The sequence below is a fragment of the Paludicola sp. MB14-C6 genome, assembly GCF_030908625.1.
In the GTDB taxonomy this organism is placed as follows: Bacteria; Bacillota; Clostridia; order Oscillospirales; family Ruminococcaceae; genus Paludihabitans.
The window spans coordinates 1163714-1182022 of record NZ_CP133133.1; the positions used below are offsets into that span (position 1 = coordinate 1163714).

Below are 18309 nucleotides of genomic sequence, written 5' to 3' on the forward strand. Positions count from 1 at the left end.
ATATAAACGGAAAAGGAATCCCCGCTATAAAGTGGGGATTCCTTTTCTATATAAATACAGTTGCATATATTATTGTTTTCAGCTAAAATGGAAATAATTAATAACAAAAGTGAGGCGAGCATATGCAGCTTATTAAGATTACTTCTCAAGACCAAATTCCACAAAAATATCAGAATACACCACTCGGAAAACTAATAGAATATCAAAACCTCGGGAAGCAACTAGATGAATATCATTCCGCACAACTTCTTGTAAGTATGTGTATGGACAATCGCAAACAGCTTAGAATTCCTGAAAATTTTGCATATATTATTCGAACAGGAGGAGCCAACTTAAGATACAGCGAATTCAAAGTATCTTATGCAATTGCGATTGGCGGAATTAAGCAAGTTGCTTTAATTGCACATGATTGCTGCGGTATGGTAAACCTAATGTCCAAACGAACACAATTTATTGATGGACTTGTGCAAAATGCAGGTTGGGATAAATCACGTGCAGAAGAGCATTTTTTGAATTATGCACCCATGTTTGAAATTGATAACGAAGCGGAATTTGTTGTAGATGAAGCACAACGGCTTTCAAAAAAATATCCTAAAATTGAAATTGTGCCATTATATTACTCCTTATCAGATAACCAATTAAGTTTTATACTATCTTAATTTATAATATTTAATCCGTTCATTAACATTATGTAATCCCCTTGCAAGTGTCCTTGAAACAGAAGATTTATTGACATCCAGTAATGATGCAATTTGCGGTATCGTTTGCCTTTTATAATAATATAAATAACAAATTTGCTTTTGACGTTCCGATAAATCATTACAAATTATTTGCCGCATAATTTTTTTCAACTGTTGCCTTTGATTTTGGTTATTCTCGCCGTCCTCTTCCTTTGGTATTGTAACTAGTAGTTGGGTTTCATCAAAGCTTGTTCTTTTTATGAGTTACACCTCCAGTTGATTACAATTCTCTGATTTTTCGTAATATTGATTTAAATATGCTGCAATATTCAGTAGATGATAATATTCGGCATCCAGCAAAACAATCCGATCTTCGATTTTTTGCTGTTCCTCAAAATTTTTGGTCTTTTGCAGTTTTTTAAGGCCATTTACCCTTTCCTTTAAAAGTTCAGCCGATTTCATGTACTCATTTGCCAAGCTTTCCAATCTCACATTCCAACTCCTTTACTTTATCACACAATTCGTGTTATTTATAATTTTATGATAACACGAATTGTGTGATATGTCAATAAATTCATTAGAAAACATTGACAATTAAATTGGTTTATGATATTGTTATATCAATGAAATACAGCTTGACAGCTTCTACAAGATATATTCTTAACCCATAGAAAAGGATTGATATTAACATATGAAAAACCGAATTAAAGAATTAAGATTGCAAAAAAAAATGAAGCAAAGCGAGCTTGCTTCATTGATTGGTATATCTGCCAGTGCTATTGGAATGTATGAACAAGAACGAAGAGATCCCGACCCTGAAACACTTCTCCGCATAGCACAAATATTCGATGTTTCTGTTGATTATTTAATTTGCGCAAATGATATGGTATCCAGCTTTGATGTGGATTCTATGGCAAAAGGAATCACGCAAAATCTTATGGATAATCCGGCACTTATGTTTAGTGCAGATTGTTATACAGCGCAAGAGCTTGCAGATTTATCTAATATTATTGAAGATTCAGTTAAAACAGCATTATTAAAAAAACTGAAACCTCATTTAAAAAGTGCGGAATGACGGATTGAACTATATTGGACAAGTGGCTTTCAATTTAATTAGGTTACACCTGAACTAATTCAAACAAAATACGGCTATAGGAAATCATAGATTTCTTATAGCCGTTTGAATTATTAGAAATGATCCATGTAAAAATATTACAATTAAGCTTTCGTTTTCATTTCTTCAAGACATTTCACACAAATGTTTTTGCCTCTGAAGTTTACTACATCTTTCGCATCATTGCAGAAGATACAAGCTGGTTGATATTTTTTGAGCATAATGTAGTTGTCATCAACAAAGATCTCAACTGGATCCTCCTTGTCAATATCAAAAATACGTCTCAATTCGATTGGTAAAACTACTCTTCCTAAGTTATCGATTTTTCTAACGATACCTGTAGATTTCATAATATCCCTTCCTTTCCCAAAAATCTCTTAAAAATTGCACTAAATTACATGTTTTTTGTTTCTATGAATACATTATACATTATTTTACAGAAATAGTCAACGATTTGTACAATAAAAGTATTTAATATTTTATGAACAAGTTTCATATAATTAATTAAATTTAATAAAAGAAGGTAACACGCTATGATGAAATGGGTAATTACGGTGCTTATCATTCTTGCTATATTATTTGGAGCTTTAAACGGCAAGATGGGTGATGTAAGCAACAGCGCAATTATTGAATGTACAAAAGCAGTAGAACTAGCAATTACACTTACTGGCTCAATATGTCTTTGGAGCGGAATGATGCGTGTTGCGCAAAAATCAGGCTTAACAAAAAAAATCAGTAGATTATTATCTCCACTTACGAGACTCATATTTAAAGGACTCGATAAAAACTCATATGCACTTGAATTAATCAGTATGAATATCACAGCAAATCTTTTAGGGCTTGGTAATGCAGCAACTCCATTAGGCATAGCCGCAATTACCGAGCTTAACAAGGATGTTCCGGAAAATGACAAAGGAATTGCTTCAAACCATATGGTTATGCTCGTTGTTTTAAATACGGCATCCATTCAATTGATACCTACCACCATTGCTACATTACGGTTGAAATATGGCTCACAAACGCCACTTGACGTTCTTCCCGCAATATTGATCTCGTCGCTCTTATCTGTTACTGTTGCGCTTATGCTAGCCTATACGTTAAATCGCTTTTTCCCTATACATAGGTTAATTGGAGGAAACAAATGATTAACTTCATTATCCCCTGCTTTTTTGGTTTTATACTCATTTATGGTATGATTAAAAAAGTAGATATTTTTGATGAATTTATCGCCGGAGCAAAAGAAGGTTTGACTACAAGCATACGCATTCTTCCGACCTTAATTATTTTAATGACTTGCGTAGGAATGTTTAAAGTATCAGGTGGAATCGATTTAATCACCTATGCAATTCAACCCATCACTTCTCTTTTTCATATACCAAACGAAATTATCCCCCTAGCATTACTCCGCCCTATTTCAGGGAGTGGAGCATTATGTATTTATAAAGATGTACTTGTGACAAATGGCCCCGACAGCTTAGTTGGACGAATCGCCAGCGTTTTAATGGGCTCAACTGAAACTACATTCTATACGATTGCTGTTTACTATGGCGCAACCCAAATCAAAAAGACTCGTCATACTCTTGCTTGCTCGTTAACCGGCGATTTAGTTGGATTTATTATGAGTTCACTACTTGTTTATCTACTTTTCTATTAACCTTCTTGAATATCTTACAAATATGTTATATACTTTTGTTAAGTCGACAGAATTTGATGAAATGAGGTGGCATCCGACTTATGAAAAAGTGTATACATATAGTAATAACGATAATCAATATTACAATTATAGCTTTGCTTTTATTTGTCAGCATCAGTTTACTTTATTTTAATGCCAATACTCAAAAAGAATTATTTGGCCATTCCGCTGTCCTATATCAAAATAATGCCAATGGCAATCCTAAAAAGACCGATTTGTTAATCATTCGTCAAAATACTACCATCAAAAAAGGGAATCAAGTTCTTTATTATCATACGAATTCCGATAACCAGTCAGTCCCATTTGTTGATGTTGTTTTAAATACTACTTCTAGTAGCATCACATTGCAGCAAAGCAACAAAACAATAGCAATTGATTCTCCTCAAATTAAAGGCGTTGTTCTTTCCAAAAGCAGTTTTTGGGGTGGAGTCTTTGCTCCGTTAACCACGCAAGCAGGACTTCTTACAGCAATGATTTGTATTGTTGGTGGATTTGCGATTATTGCACTAAGTATTATATTGATTTATCTATGGAAACGCAAAAAAGCAGCTATAAGCCAACAACCTGTTTTGCCCCACCCGATAGAAAATATCGAATCAGAACAAAAAGATATTCCTTCTTCCCATAACGTTGAGGTAATTGAATCCGAAAAAACAGCTAGCGAAGAAGAACAAAGTCCCATAATGAAACCTCGCTCAATCTCATCTTCGCAAGGCTCAATCAGAACTCCGCTCATAGCGGCAAGGTATCAAAATAACTATCGTTCTCATTCAAGTACATTAGATTACTCACGTGTACAAAACAACACAACGACAACGGAACCTAAAATACATGAATTTAACACAGTCGAAGAATTGTTCACCTATTATCATACAGGTGAAATCGAGTTTGAACAGCCTCCGTCCAAATCGAATACTGAAACCAAGAAAGACACATGTCCGGTTACGGAAGATGTTACTCCAACCCCACAAGCTGCAGAAAACTCTATTGATTCACTCTTAGCCGAAATTATGGAACAAGCTGAAAAAGATTATATAAAAGAGCATAGTGATGCTGCAATTCAAAAGTATTTATAACAATATAAGTATAAAACAAAAGGGGGTATCAATACGGAATCATCGAATTTTTTCCCTGTATGGGTTGCAATTTTTCTACCACTAATAGTAGTATTAATAAACAATACGCAAGCCTTTCGATTGAGGCAAAACATACATGCCATTCGAATTCGCAAACGAAAGAAAGAAGGTTTAAAAATGAATAACGAGTTAATCCTTGGATATGTTGGACAATGTGTCACTATAAACTGTTCAGGTACAGGAGCTTATGGTACAATCACCAGAATAGTAGATAATTGGCTGGAACTTGAATACAATGGTAAAAAGAAGCTCATCAATATAGACTTTATTACCGCTATAGAAACATCCAGAAAAGGAAAATAGAGAAAAGCTAGCCAATTGGCTAGCTTTTCTCTATAGCAAATGGCTCTCCAAACGGAGAGCCATTGATGTTTTTATTCTACATGTGGTTCATCTTTGGATTTCATAAAGTCTTCAACCTCAGGAGAAATAACATCCAATGGGTTGCCTTCTTTTTTCTCTTCCTTTTTATCCACTGTTTCTTCTTTTGGTTTTTCTATTTTCTCAGCGCTTGGAGTAAACTCTAATTCGCCCTTCATCAACTTTTCAAAAGTAGTAGAATCAATTTTTTCATATTCCAATAGCCACTTTGTAACTAGCTCGAGCTGTTCTCTATGGGCTGTTAGAATATCTCTTGCTGATTCATATGCATTATCAATCAATGTACGAATTTCAGCATCAATTTCTTTTGCAACGTTCTCAGAATAATTGCGTTGGTGATTTAACTCTCTACCTAAGAATACTTCGCCTTCTGGTTGACCATAAACAATTGGTCCCAAAGTATTGCTAAATCCGTAACGAGTTACCATATCACGTGCTGTTTGCGTTGCACGCTCAATATCATTAGAAGCACCTGTACATATATCGTCTAAGCATATTTCTTCCGCAACACGTCCAGCCAATAGTACTGTTAAGCTTTCTTGCATTTTCATTTTAGACATATGCATTCTGTCTTCTGTTGGTAGATGCATTGTATATCCCGCAGCCATTCCACGAGGTATAATAGATACTTCGTGAACACTGTCTTGGGTTTTACAATAATAAGTTGCAACTGCATGTCCTGCTTCATGGTATGATGTGATTTTCTTATCATGATCGCTAATCTTATGCGATTTCTTTTCAGGACCAGCAACTACTTTTATGGTTGCTGCTTCAATATCCTTTTCAGTAATTGCTTTTCTATGATTTCTTGCAGCAAGTAGTGCTGCTTCGTTCAATAAGTTTTCTAAGTCTGCTCCCGTAAATCCTGCAGTCGTTCTTGCAATTTTATTTAAATCAACATCAAACCCTAAAGGTTTATTTCTTGCGTGAACTTTTAAGATTTCTTCACGTCCTTTTACATCTGGGTATCCAACAACAACTTGACGGTCAAAACGTCCCGGACGTAATAAAGCCGGATCAAGAATATCTCTACGGTTTGTTGCGGCAATGATAATGACACCTTCATTTGCACCAAAACCATCCATCTCAACAAGAAGCTGATTTAATGTTTGCTCTCTTTCATCATGTCCACCGCCTAAACCAGCGCCACGATGACGTCCTACCGCATCAATTTCATCTATGAATATAATAGAAGGGGAATTCTTCTTAGCTGTTGTAAATAAATCTCTTACTCTTGATGCACCGACACCAACGAACATTTCAACGAAGTCAGAACCGGAAATAGAGTAAAACGGAACACCGGCTTCACCAGCAACTGCTCTTGCCAATAATGTTTTACCGGTACCCGGAGGACCCACTAATAAAACACCTTTTGGGATTCGAGCGCCCAATTCATTGAATTTATCCGGTCGTTTCAAGAATTCAACGATTTCATAAAGCTCTTCTTTTTCTTCATCTGCACCAGCTACTTCAGCAAAAGTTGTTTTTTTGCCTGATTGAATTGTTTTTGCATTCGCTTTGCTAAATTGATTGATTTTTCCGCCACCATTTGATTGGCGCATCATAACAAAGAAAAGAAAGCCAACCAAAAGCAATGAAACCAACATTGGAATGACAGTTAACAGCCATGAACGATCCTTTGCAGGAATCAGTTCAAATTGCAATTTGTTTGCATCGGTTTTGCCTTTGTTGTATTTTTCAATTGCAGGCTTAGTATCGTCTAAAAACTTTTGAGCATAGCCTACATTATATACAATATATTTATTGCCGTCTTTATCCTTATTGGTTTCTTTATAGCTTGCAGTTTTAGCATGATTGGAATCAAGCTTTAATTTCAATTCACCTGTTCCTAAATTCAATGAAAATTGCTTCACAGAACCTTCTTCAAACATATATACAATATCCGAATACTTATAAGTAACTCCGGCAGGTTTTATCATAGTAGACATTACCAATACACCCACTAATAGAACCGCTAACACGCCCACATACAAGAGTATGGTTTTTTTCTTATTCTGCAAAAATATCATCTCCTTAATCTAATGTATTCTTTGTTGTTATTCTTCCTTATTTGTATAAACAGCAGGTTTCAATACACCGATGTAAGGAAGGTTACGATATCTTTCATCATAATCTAATCCATAACCTACAACGAACTCGTCTGGTACTTGAAAACCAATATAATCCGCAACAATTTCAGATTGGCGACGTTCCGGTTTATCTAATAACGTACAAATCTTAATTGAACTTGGTTGACGCTCGAGCAAAATGCTCTTGATATAACTTAATGTTAAACCGCTATCTAAAATATCCTCTACAATTAAAAGGTCTCTGCCTTCAAGATTGATATCCAAATCCTTTAAAATTTTAACTACACCTGTAGTTTTAGTTCCACCGCCATAGCTAGAAACACTCATAAAGTCAATTTCAGCATATACATCAATTGCACGCATTAAATCTGCCATAAATACAATTGATCCTTTTAATACGCTTACCATTAATAAATTCTTATCTTTATAGTCTTGACTGATTTGTCTTCCTAATTCTTCAACCTTTTGAGAAAGTTCTTTCTCTGAAATAAGTACCTTCAAAATATCATCTTTCATATTCGTTTGTTTCTCCATATCTCCTGTTTTTTAGAACATTTTAAAGTAATTTTTATTCAACCTTTATCAATGTTAACACGTTTTGTGTATTTTCGCAACAAGAAACTCGCTCATCTACACCATAACCTTCTACCGCTATAACAGACTCTTCATCTGCAAATATCAATACACGAGATTTCTGTGCTGCCGTTAGTTTGCTTTCAATAAATAATTTTTTCAAAGAACGAGTGCCACCTCGCCCTGCAAGCGTAATTTTATCACCGAACTTGCGCTGTCTAATAACCAACTTACCTTTTATTTTATCATAATCTAAGTAAATATATAATAAATTTTTATAAACTTTTTTTATATGAATCATTTCGTCTATAGAATGAACCGCAATTTCATATTTTTCTCCATTCGCAGCGATGAATTCACCGAGCTCCAATGGCTGTTCAAAATACTCTAGGATTTGTTTGCTATCCATTACAACTAAATGATGCTTTTCTATTGCAAGAAAAATTGTCGCTTTCACATTTATTTTACCCTTGCTTTTGAATACCATTTGGTTTACTTGCTCAACCAAATCATTAGTTACTTCAATATCATTTTGATCTAAAAACCTCGCTATAACGCGCATACGAATTGCTTCATGTAAATCCTTTAATTTATCTATGGACAATTCACCTGAACGTTCCACATCTTCATATGCTTCCAACGCCATTTGCTCTAAATACTCTTGCTCACGGCATAATGTTGTAATCGTGCGGTCAATTGCAGTATATACTTGTGGATTCACTTCATATAGCTTTGGCAATACTTCAAGCCGTATTTTATTTCGAGTATAAATTCGCTTTAGATTTGTAGAATCTGTTACATAATTTAAATGATGTAATAAACAATACTCTTCAACCTCTTGCCTTGTAATATGAATCAACGGGCGAATAATTACCGCATCCCTTTTAATCGGAATACCACATAATCCTTTTAGCCCTGTTCCTCTTACAAGATGAAACAATAAAGTTTCTGCATTATCGGATAATGTATGAGCAGTTGCAATTTTTTGCGCATGATAATCTAGAGCTACTTTTGCAAATGAATCGTAACGAATATGCCTTCCGGCTTGCTCAATTGTCATTTTATTTTGTTGAGCATATAACGCCACATCGACATCTTGAATAACAAGAGGTATATCCCAATCCTTACAAAGCTCCATTACAAAGTGCATATCCCTAGCGCTTTCATCGCCCCTTAAGTTATGGTTGATATGACACGCTACTACATCCATTTGAAGTCCATATTTTAAGTAATGCAATAACATAACGGAATCTGCTCCGCCTGATAAACCGACTACAATTTTATCGCCGACATCAAGCAGTTGGCTATCTCTTATTGTTCGCTTTATTTTTAAATCTAACTTTTTTTCAAAACTGTCTGTCATACTAGAATGGCTCATCTCTCAATAACTCCAAACTTTCAAATCGTGTATATTCTCCAATCCAACGGATATCCACATCGCCGGTTGAACCATGACGGTTCTTGGCAACAATACATTGTGCAAGGCATTTATTCTCAACATCTTCTTCATAGTAGCCTTCTCGATACAAGAATAAAACAATATCAGCATCCTGTTCGATAGAACCGGAATCTCTTAAGTCGGAAAGCATTGGACGGTGTCCTTGTCGCTGCTCTGCAGCACGAGATAACTGAGATAACAAAATAACGGGTACATTCAGCTCTTTTGCCATAATTTTTAGGTTTCTTGTCATTTGGGAAATCTCTTGCACACGATTTTCAGTGCGCTTACCGCTCGACATCAATTGTAAATAGTCAATTACTACTAAACCTAAGTTCCTCAATCTGCGAAGCTTTGCTTTCATCTCTGCTACTGTAATACCGGCGGTATCATCCAAATACATATTCGTTTTAGATAAAACCTCTGCACTGGTTGCAAGCTTAACCCATTCGTCCCCCGATAATGTTCCTTTTCGTAGCTGTTCACTCTTAATACGAGCTTCAGAGGATAATACTCTTGTTACCAACTGCTCATTCGACATCTCAAGTGAGAATACTGCTACGTCCTTTTTACTTTTCAACGCAACGTTGGTTGCAATGTTTAAAGCAAACGAAGTTTTACCCATACCAGGACGAGCCGCAACCAAAATTAAGTCTGATTTATTCAAGCCGGATATCAAGTAATCCAAACTACTAAAGCCCGTTGGCAATCCTAGATATTGGTCTTTATCTTCACCAGTTAATTTAACCAGTCTATCGTATGCTTCTATGATAACGGTATCAATTTTAGTTAATGCGCTTGCATCTTTTCCTTGTCGTATATCGTAAATACGTTGTTCTGCTAAATCTAAAAGCTGTTTTGCTTCTATATCTCCGTCGGATGCACGGTCAGCAATCTCAGAACAAGCAATAATTAACGTTCGAATATAGTATTTTTCTTGCACAATTCTGCAATATTCCAAAATGTTTGCAGTTGTTGGTACCAGTTCCATTAAAGAAACCAAATATAACTTTGCACTCTCTTGAGAATCAAATGCTTCTGCACGAATGCTTTCATCTAAAACGGTTATAAAATCAATTGTTTTGCTTGAATTAAACATATTTAAAAACACAGCAAATAAATCCCGATGTTGTTGGCGATAAAACATATCTGCTTTTGTGATGTATTCGAGCACCGTAGAAATACATTCGGGATCCAACAGTAAGCCGCCTAAAACAGACTGCTCTGCTTCTAAACTATAGGGAAGATTGTTCAGTTGTGTGTCCATCGTATGAATGTCAGCCATATGTTCCTCCATTATTTTATCTTACATTTTATGAAAAAACCTGTTGCCAAAAAGCACGAAAAGCCTATACCCTTTTGGGCATAGACTTAACCTTATTTTTATTCCTCAACTTCAAGCTTCATTGTTGCGGTTACGCCGGCATGTAACTTGATGTCAAAGGTATAGCTTCCGTAGTTTTTAATATCCACTTTTGTTGTAATTTTCTTTTTGTTAATTTCTTCGCCATACGCTTTTTGAATTTCTTCGGCAATTTCTTTGGTTGTAATTGCACCAAACAGTTTACCGTTAGAACCCGCTTTTGCATGAATGGTTACTGTTTGATCGTTCAGCTTTGCAGCTAGTGCTTTCGCATTGTCTATTTCAACCTGTGCGTGATGAGCTGCTGCGCTATCTCTTGTTTTCTTCTCGTTAATAGCAGCAACACTGGCTTCTACTGCAAGACCTTTAGGAAACAAAAAGTTTTTTGCATATCCATCTGATACATTTACTAAATCGCCCGCTTTTCCGGAGCCTTTTACATCTTGTTTTAAAATAACTTTCATACTAATACCTATTCCTTTCTATATTGTGCCGATTCCAGCAAAGCTGAAATTGCTATTACCATCTGATAGCAATGACACTTAATCAGTTGAAAAGAAATCTTTCAAACTGCATTTTTCCTTATTTGATATTAACTTGATTTATTAACTCGGGTTTTTCTTTTAACTGTGTTTGATCGATAATTTCAAGTAACGTTTGTCGTACTTTGTCGCAAGAGGAATTCGGAACTTGCGCTCCTGCCATTGTAAGATGTCCTCCTCCACCGAGTTTTTCCATCAATACTTGAACATTTAAATCTCCCATTGAACGAGCAGAAATATTTACATTATCGTCTTGTTCATATAACACAAAAGATGCACTTACATTGTTAATCCCAAGTAATTCATCTGCTGCTTGAGGAGCAATTAACCTTAAATCATCTGAAACGAAATCACAAACTGCAATTGCACATTGCTTATAGACTTCCGCACTCGAAACGACTCTTGTCTTTCGTTGATAAGTATCCATTGTTGAGGCAAATAGCTTGCGTACCTCAACAGTGTCGGCGCCTAGTCTTCGTAAGTATGCTGCAGCTTCAAAGGTTCTTACACCCGTTTTTATGACAAAGTTCCGAGTATCAAGCATAATGCCCGCCAATAATGCTTCTGCCTCTAAGGAGGTTAATACACACTGCTCACCAAAATATTGCACTAGCTCAGTCACCATTTCTGATGCTGAAGAGGCATATGGCTCATGATAAAAGATAACTGCGTTTTCAATATGATTGACCATTTTTCTGTGATGATCAATAACCACTACTTGCTTTGCTTTTTTATAAATTGCAGAACTTTCAACCAATACTTGCGTATGCGTATCCACAATAATCAGTAGGGTTTTATCTGTAACCATATCAATTGCAATATCGGGTAAACAAATTAAATTCTGCATATCGTTTTCTACTAATTTTCTAACAAGACTTTCCGCCAAGTTACGTCTGGAGTCTAAAACGATATTTACTTTTTTATTATAATAAGATGCTGCCTTCGCCATACCAATTCCAGATCCTAAACAATCAAGATCAGCAAATTTATGACCCATGATAAGCACATTGTCAGCTGATTTAATCAACTCAACCAATGCGGAAGCTACAATTCTGGTTTTAACCTTAGTTCTCTTTTCAACGCCTTTTGAATATCCACCAAAGAATTCATAGCCGTTTTCCGTTTTAATTGCTGCTTGGTCACCGCCACGTCCTAAAGCCATATCAAGTGCTTGGCGTGCTTCTCTTTCTGCTTTGCTGAATGTTGTTTCAACAACTCCAACACCAATAGACAACGTAACGGGAGTTTTTCCGGCTGCACCTATCTCTCTAACCTTATCTAAAACATCAAATCGATTTTGAATAATTGCTTCTAGATTTTCTTTTTCAATCATCATGATGTAACGGTCACGATCCAACCTGCGAATAAAGCCTGTTGTTTTATCTACAAAATCTTGTATTGTATCTCGAACCTCACCGATTAAGCGTGATTCCATACTGTTATTTTCATTACCGATTGCTTCATCATAGTTATCAATCAATACCATCATTACAACGGGACGCTTACTTTCCATGGTTAGCATATTTACTTGTAGTTCGGTAACATCTACAAAGTATACCATATACATTGGCTTTGTATGACTGCCTGAACAAATACTATAAAGTCGGTAATAATGCTGATTGTATTGTATTGTTACGCCTTGATTTGCTCCAATTCCATAAATATCTTTTCCGAATACCGACTGAATGTTTGCTCCGAAAATATCTTGTCCTCGTATGATGATATTGTCTTTAAACATCTCATTATACCAAAGAACCTCATTCTGTTCACTCACAATCATAGACGGCAACGGAAAGTTGATTAAGCTTGCATCATGGGAATCTGTCACCGCTTTTCCCATAGTAGTAATCATTTGATAAAGTTCGGTTTGTACATGAATAAGGCGATAACTGCTATAGCCAACCGCTACAAGTACAATTGGCAATAAAATATAAAATAACGGCTTGTTGTAAAAATAGATTACACCTGTTACAAAAACAGATATTGCCATTAAAATAATATAAATCGGCTTAATAAACCAAAACTTTTTTCGTTTCATTACTACTCCTTTGTGACATTAAACCTCTGTAATAATCGGCAAAATCATTGGACCACGTTTTGTTTTCTTATAAATAAAGTTGGATAAACCATCTCTAACGTTGATCTTAATGGTTGCCCAATCTCGAATGCCCTCATCAAAACATTTATCTAAAATATTTTTTACTACAACTTTAGCTTCGGAAATCAGCTCTTCTGCTTCCCGTACATATACAAATCCTCTTGAAACAATATCGGGACCTGCAAGTAATGCACCAGATGCGCTTTCCATTGTCATAACAACAATAATCAATCCATCTTGTGCTAAATGGCGGCGATCTCTTAATACGATTGCACCAACATCGCCTACACCTAATCCATCTACCAATACACGTCCTGCTTCTACAGTAGAAACCAGTTTCATTGAGTCTTGAGTAAGCTCAATCACTTGACCAATTTCACCAATATGAATATTATTCTTATCAACGCCCATATCAGTAGCCAGCTTTGAATGTGCTTTTAAATGCTTAAACTCACCATGCACAGGAATAAAGAATTTTGGCTTTGTTATTGCAAGCATCATCTTTAATTCATCTTGACATGCGTGTCCGGATACGTGGACTTCATACATTGCAGAATAGATAACATCTGCTCCTAATTTCAATAAATCATTTACAACACGTGTAACGTGTTTTTCATTACCCGGAATTGGAGTTGCAGAAATGATGATAAAGTCATTCGGCGTAACTGCTACTTTACGGTGATCGCCTGATGCCATACGAGATAATGCAGACATCGGCTCACCTTGAGAACCCGTTGTAATGATAATGAGTTGATCGCTACGATAGTTATTAATTGCATCGATATCAATGAGCAAACCTTTTGGAACCGTTAAATAGCCAAGTTCGATTGCAACAGCAACAACGTTCTCCATGCTGCGACCAGATACCGCAACTTTTCTTCCAAATTTCTCAGCACAATCTATAATTTGTTGAATTCTATGAATGTTAGATGCAAAGGAAGCAATAATAATGCGCTTTCCTTCTGCATTACTAAATAGCCCTTGGAAAGACTGACCGATTTTTCGCTCGGAAACTGTTGATCCAGGACGCTCTGCATTTGTTGAATCTGAAAGCAAACATAATACGCCTTCACTTCCGAGTTCAGCGAAACGAGCAATATCAATTACTTCGCCTTCTATCGGAGAATAATCCACCTTAAAGTCGCCTGTTTGAATAATAATTCCTGCAGGAGAATGAATCGCAATTGCCATTGCATCGGGAATGGAATGGTTAACACGAATAAATTCGATTGTCATACAGCCCATTTTCACTTTTTGACGAGGTGCAACTACATGAAGTTTTGCTTTATTTAATAATCCATGCTCCTTTAGCTTGCCTTTAATGAGTCCGATTGCTAATGGAGAAGCATAGATTGGAATGTCAAATTTCTTTAATAGATAAGGAATACTTCCAATATGGTCCTCGTGTCCATGGGTAATAACCATACCTTTTATTTTATCAATGTTTTTTTCAACATACGTAAAATCAGGAATAACTAAGTCAACGCCTAACATATCAGCATCAGGGAATGCAAGTCCACAGTCAACAATGAACATATCACCTTGGCATTCATACATTGTCATGTTTTTACCGATTTCATTCAATCCACCTAACGGAATAACACGAATTGGAACTTGAGCCTGTTGATTTTTATTGCTCGGTTTCTTTGTTCTTCTTTGAGTGTTGGTTGTGCGAGTAGGATTGGTCGATTTTGTATTCGTTTTTGTTGCTTTTATTGTTTTGGGTTGCGCTTTCTTTGCCGTTTGTGGCTTTGGGTTAACTGTTGCTTTTGGAGTATTTGCATTATGAGCAGCTTTTGTAGCTGTCTTTGTTGCTTTAGGTGTTACCGGTTTTTGATTTGTATTTGGGTTTTTTAAAAAGCTAGCAACTGGAGGTGCTTGCTTTGGTTCAGCTTGTGCTGATTGTTTTGGTTTATTCACTTATTCTACCTCACTTTAATTTCGTGGTAATACCTAATTTCAGACTTCAACGAAAAAGGAACATGATTTTGTTATGCAATCATCTGAAAAATAGGAATACAAAACAAGCCGACCGCAAATAAACACCGCATCTTTGCGCTGTTGTATTGTTTCGATCAGATACCGTTATCTGTGCTTGCTTTCTATGTATTGCCAGCATTTTGACCGTTTTTATTTCATTTTCGTTACCCTATGTATAACAAGGGCATTACCGCACAGTCCTTGTTATTCACACGCTTTTCTTATTTCCAAAGAATATTTTTGCATTGGAAATATGGTTTTGAAACAGTACTAAAACCAATAAAAATTCGTGTAATATATGTTGTAATCAAATTCAGTTCAATACAACATGATATTATAATGTGCTCAATAGCTTTCGTTTCATTCATGGGATTTTATTATTAGAGAAGTTTGTTTGGAAACGAAATTCTGATTGTTCTTTGTATATTTGCAATGATTACTGGCTCATGCAGAATAAGAGTCATTTCAAGTTCTATTGCATATACACATAAGCGTGAGTCCGATGTCATAAAAAATTTGCCTAAATCCGTACTACCATAGTACTACTATTTTATAACGAATCTGCTTAACTGTCAAGTGGAGTATCCTTAATCATATTTTCAAATATATCACAAATTTCAACAGCTGTCTCACTTTGAAAGCTTTCCGAAAAAATCATAAGCCCTTTACCGGATTTAATTGGCCGAATATAAGCGGTTTTCCCATCTTTAGTTGCCATAACGCCCTCACTTTCTATTTTTTTCTCACAAGCCAGCTTTTTTAGAATAACACTTGGGCTGATGGAAACACTTACAAGCCTTGAGCTCACGCTAAACTCGGGAATTAGTTTGACAAGCTCATCATAGCCGACATTTTCTGATTTCATAAACGACAATACCTTAACAGCCATCATTAACCCATCGCGTAAAAATGGCTTTATAATTGCTTTTTGCCTTGCATAATGATCTTCTTCATTACATGGACAATCATTATACCGATAAACAGATTGGCCATGAACAGCCGCCAACTGATCGATAATCATTGGCGCAGTATTTGCAACAGCAACACTCTCGCCCTTTAAAAATTCACTTAAACAAACCAAAGCTAATACCCGCTCATGAAATAAATAATTTTTCCCCTCATATGATAAGCTTATCCCATTTCCACTAGCTGTAATGCGAATTGTAATTCCATCACCCAGCTCGCAACCCAGCCGTACCAAACACTCTTCCATCAACTGTTTCACTTTAGAGTTAGATGATTTTACACAAACTCGAATGCCTTCCAACGAAGTATTACAAAGCTTTAAAAGCTCAATTGCATATAACTCCCTCAGGCTCTGCATATTTACCACATTACCCATTTGATTTGCGCTTACCCTCTTGTATTCGCCACGGTTCATTGCGCCTTCTATCATTCTTTCAATTGGACGAGAAGTCGGCATTGCACCTTTTTCGTAAATTTTTATGCGTGAAACAGTACCACCATCAATGTATATTCCAAAATCGACCATGCTTTTTTGCATACAAAAATGAAATTGCGTTTCAATACAGCAATCAAACAGCCAAGCAGTCCCCCCTGCGGCTAATATACCCGATATTACTGCATAATAAAATGCAATACTGCTTGAGTTATCACTATATCCAACACCAATAATGCAATCATCTTTCAAGCTTGCTACGCCCGAACCAATTTTAGTGCATAATGTAGGAGTTATAAAAGCATTTGCTTGTCCAATAATGCCTTCATCATCTATTGTAATATCCTTTGCTATTCCAAAGTGTAAATCTTCCCGCAACTTGATTCCCTCTGAAACACTTTTATTAGGCCACACTTTCACTCCGCTTTCTATAACTGCCCCCGATTTTATTAAGGAATCACTTCCTATAACGCTGCCCTCATGCAAGATACATTCTCGCTCAATCTTAGTATTATCGCAACAAACAGCGCCCTCAACAACGGCATGGTCGCCCACATGACATCCGGTTAGTAAAATACTTTCTTGTATCGTTACATCTTGCCCTATTGCTACTTGATCGCAAAGAATACTTCCTTTGCCAATCACACTTTCTTTTCCTATGGTTACCTTATCGCCAATATAAACCGGTGGATGAATGGTTACACCGTTAAAATGCGGCTTTCTTTTTGCGTAGATTCCTTGATAATTTTCTGCTTCTATATTACATTGTACGATTCCATTCAACATATCTTTTTGGCATTGTGTATAACTCTTGATATCGCCAATATCACACCAATAGCCATGATCTTGATAAGCGTACAGTGAGTAACCCTCTTTCAGGAGCTTGGGAAATATATCTTTTGCAAAATCAACAGGACGATCAGAAGGAATCATTGATAACACTTCGGAAGATAAAATATAAATTCCTGTGCTGGCTAAATCAGAAGTACAGCTTTTATAAGACGGTTTTTCAATAAAGCCCTCTATTTTACCAAGCATGTTGCAATTAATAAGTCCGTATTCGCGTGGATCTTCTACTTGCTTTACAATAATGGTTGCAACGCTATCGTTTAGTCTATGAAACTCGATTGCCTTAGCTAAATCAAAATCACACATAGCATCTCCACTGATAACGAGCAGAGTTCCCTCATAATTACCCATTGCATTTTTAACTCCGCCTGCTGTTCCAAGTGGTGTTTTTTCGTGAACATACTCCATATTCATCGACTTTACATATTTACTTTCACTTACAATCTGCTGTAGCATTTGTCCTTGAAAGCCTAATGTCATAACCGCATCTTGTATGCCATGCTTTTGTAGCAGCTCTATAATATAGAACACAATCGGCTTTCCAAGTAAAGTAGCCAATGGCTTTGGCATATCAATTGTGAGCGGCTGTAATCGTGTTCCTTTTCCGCCTGCCATAATGCATGCCTTAATTGGCAATGCCGCATGTAATCCCCACTCTTCTCTCTTGCTTTTTGTATTCATGTTGCTCACTCCAAATTCTTTAGTAAATTTTAAACGTATTTTAGTATACCCACAATTTACCTAACATCATTCAAAAGAATATCAAATTGTTATGTGTAATATTGTCGAAAACGACAATCCTATTTACATAATCTAGCTATAATTTGTAAGAGTCGTAGTATTTGCGTTAAATCGTTAACATTCCTTTTCATTTGAATTTTCTATGCTATAATGGAATAAGTATATCTTTTTGTATCGTTACTATAATTGTTCGTTTTTTAGTTAAAACGTATCTAATCGTTTTATACGAATT

At 36.0% G+C, this 18309-nt stretch carries 17 protein-coding genes; 6 read left to right on the top strand and 11 right to left on the bottom strand.

The annotated features are described in order from the left end of the window. Positions 1 to 122: 122 nt before the first annotated feature. On the top strand, positions 123 to 659 hold the full coding sequence (locus RBG61_RS05495; protein ID WP_307946520.1) for a carbonic anhydrase: 537 nt from the start codon (positions 123 to 125) through the stop codon (positions 657 to 659). Here RBG61_RS05495 and RBG61_RS14010 read toward each other — a convergent pair. After that, the gene (locus tag RBG61_RS14010; protein WP_373889738.1) at positions 651 to 941 is read right to left on the bottom strand and encodes a sigma-70 family RNA polymerase sigma factor; all 291 of its coding nucleotides are present in this window, start codon (positions 939 to 941) and stop codon (positions 651 to 653) included. The genes RBG61_RS05495 and RBG61_RS14010 overlap by 9 nt on opposite strands. Positions 942 to 944: 3 nt before the next feature. Further along, positions 945 to 1172 (bottom strand): hypothetical protein, encoded by a 228-nt coding sequence (locus RBG61_RS05500; protein WP_307946523.1) that lies wholly within the window; start codon positions 1170 to 1172, stop codon positions 945 to 947. A 199-nt stretch (positions 1173 to 1371) separates the two neighbouring features. Here RBG61_RS05500 and RBG61_RS05505 point away from each other — a divergent pair, with 199 nt between their 5' ends. Continuing rightward, positions 1372 to 1755, top strand: a complete 384-nt coding sequence (locus RBG61_RS05505; protein WP_307946526.1) for a helix-turn-helix transcriptional regulator — start codon at positions 1372 to 1374, stop codon at positions 1753 to 1755. Positions 1756 to 1898: 143 nt separating this feature from the next. Here the strand turns inward: RBG61_RS05505 and RBG61_RS05510 are convergent, their stop codons facing one another. Next, positions 1899 to 2144 (bottom strand): AbrB/MazE/SpoVT family DNA-binding domain-containing protein, encoded by a 246-nt coding sequence (locus RBG61_RS05510; RefSeq protein WP_307946528.1) that lies wholly within the window; start codon positions 2142 to 2144, stop codon positions 1899 to 1901. Positions 2145 to 2327: 183 nt separating this feature from the next. On the opposite strand from RBG61_RS05510, the gene RBG61_RS05515 reads away from it, so the two are divergent. The 4 genes from RBG61_RS05515 (at position 2328) to RBG61_RS05530 (ending at position 4926) form a co-directional block, all read left to right on the top strand. Next, on the top strand, positions 2328 to 2939 hold the full coding sequence (locus RBG61_RS05515; RefSeq protein ID WP_307946531.1) for a nucleoside recognition domain-containing protein: 612 nt from the start codon (positions 2328 to 2330) through the stop codon (positions 2937 to 2939). Continuing rightward, positions 2936 to 3448, top strand: a complete 513-nt coding sequence (locus RBG61_RS05520) for a spore maturation protein (protein WP_307946534.1) — start codon at positions 2936 to 2938, stop codon at positions 3446 to 3448. Before RBG61_RS05515 ends, RBG61_RS05520 begins: the two co-directional genes overlap by 4 nt. A gap of 80 nt (positions 3449 to 3528) precedes the next feature. Further along, on the top strand, positions 3529 to 4563 hold the full coding sequence (locus RBG61_RS05525; RefSeq protein ID WP_307946536.1) for a hypothetical protein: 1035 nt from the start codon (positions 3529 to 3531) through the stop codon (positions 4561 to 4563). A 177-nt stretch (positions 4564 to 4740) separates the two neighbouring features. Further along, positions 4741 to 4926 (top strand): DUF6897 domain-containing protein, encoded by a 186-nt coding sequence (locus RBG61_RS05530; RefSeq protein WP_307946538.1) that lies wholly within the window; start codon positions 4741 to 4743, stop codon positions 4924 to 4926. Positions 4927 to 4997: 71 nt separating this feature from the next. On the opposite strand, the gene ftsH is transcribed toward RBG61_RS05530, so the two are convergent. The 8 genes from ftsH to RBG61_RS05570 all read right to left on the bottom strand — a co-directional run bounded on the left by ftsH (position 4998) and on the right by RBG61_RS05570 (position 18017). Further along, positions 4998 to 7034, bottom strand: a complete 2037-nt coding sequence (gene ftsH, locus RBG61_RS05535) for an ATP-dependent zinc metalloprotease FtsH (protein WP_307946540.1) — start codon at positions 7032 to 7034, stop codon at positions 4998 to 5000. A gap of 27 nt (positions 7035 to 7061) precedes the next feature. Then, positions 7062 to 7628, bottom strand: a complete 567-nt coding sequence (gene hpt / locus RBG61_RS05540; RefSeq protein ID WP_373889728.1) for a hypoxanthine phosphoribosyltransferase — start codon at positions 7626 to 7628, stop codon at positions 7062 to 7064. 34 nt (positions 7629 to 7662) lie between these two features. Next, positions 7663 to 9045 carry a tRNA lysidine(34) synthetase TilS gene (gene tilS, locus RBG61_RS05545; protein WP_307946541.1) on the bottom strand — a complete coding sequence of 461 codons (1383 nt, stop codon included), beginning with the start codon at positions 9043 to 9045 and terminating at the stop codon, positions 7663 to 7665. Beyond that, positions 9032 to 10390 carry a replicative DNA helicase gene (gene dnaB / locus RBG61_RS05550; RefSeq protein WP_307946542.1) on the bottom strand — a complete coding sequence of 453 codons (1359 nt, stop codon included), beginning with the start codon at positions 10388 to 10390 and terminating at the stop codon, positions 9032 to 9034. Before dnaB ends, tilS begins: the two co-directional genes overlap by 14 nt. Positions 10391 to 10488: 98 nt before the next feature. After that, positions 10489 to 10932 carry a 50S ribosomal protein L9 gene (rplI, locus tag RBG61_RS05555; protein WP_307946544.1) on the bottom strand — a complete coding sequence of 148 codons (444 nt, stop codon included), beginning with the start codon at positions 10930 to 10932 and terminating at the stop codon, positions 10489 to 10491. Between the two features lie 118 nt (positions 10933 to 11050). Further along, on the bottom strand, positions 11051 to 13048 hold the full coding sequence (locus RBG61_RS05560; protein ID WP_307946546.1) for a DHH family phosphoesterase: 1998 nt from the start codon (positions 13046 to 13048) through the stop codon (positions 11051 to 11053). A gap of 18 nt (positions 13049 to 13066) precedes the next feature. Continuing rightward, positions 13067 to 15028, bottom strand: a complete 1962-nt coding sequence (locus RBG61_RS05565) for a ribonuclease J (protein WP_307946548.1) — start codon at positions 15026 to 15028, stop codon at positions 13067 to 13069. Between the two features lie 625 nt (positions 15029 to 15653). Then, the gene (locus tag RBG61_RS05570; RefSeq protein ID WP_307946550.1) at positions 15654 to 18017 is read right to left on the bottom strand and encodes a sugar phosphate nucleotidyltransferase; all 2364 of its coding nucleotides are present in this window, start codon (positions 18015 to 18017) and stop codon (positions 15654 to 15656) included. Positions 18018 to 18309: the final 292 nt, after the last annotated feature.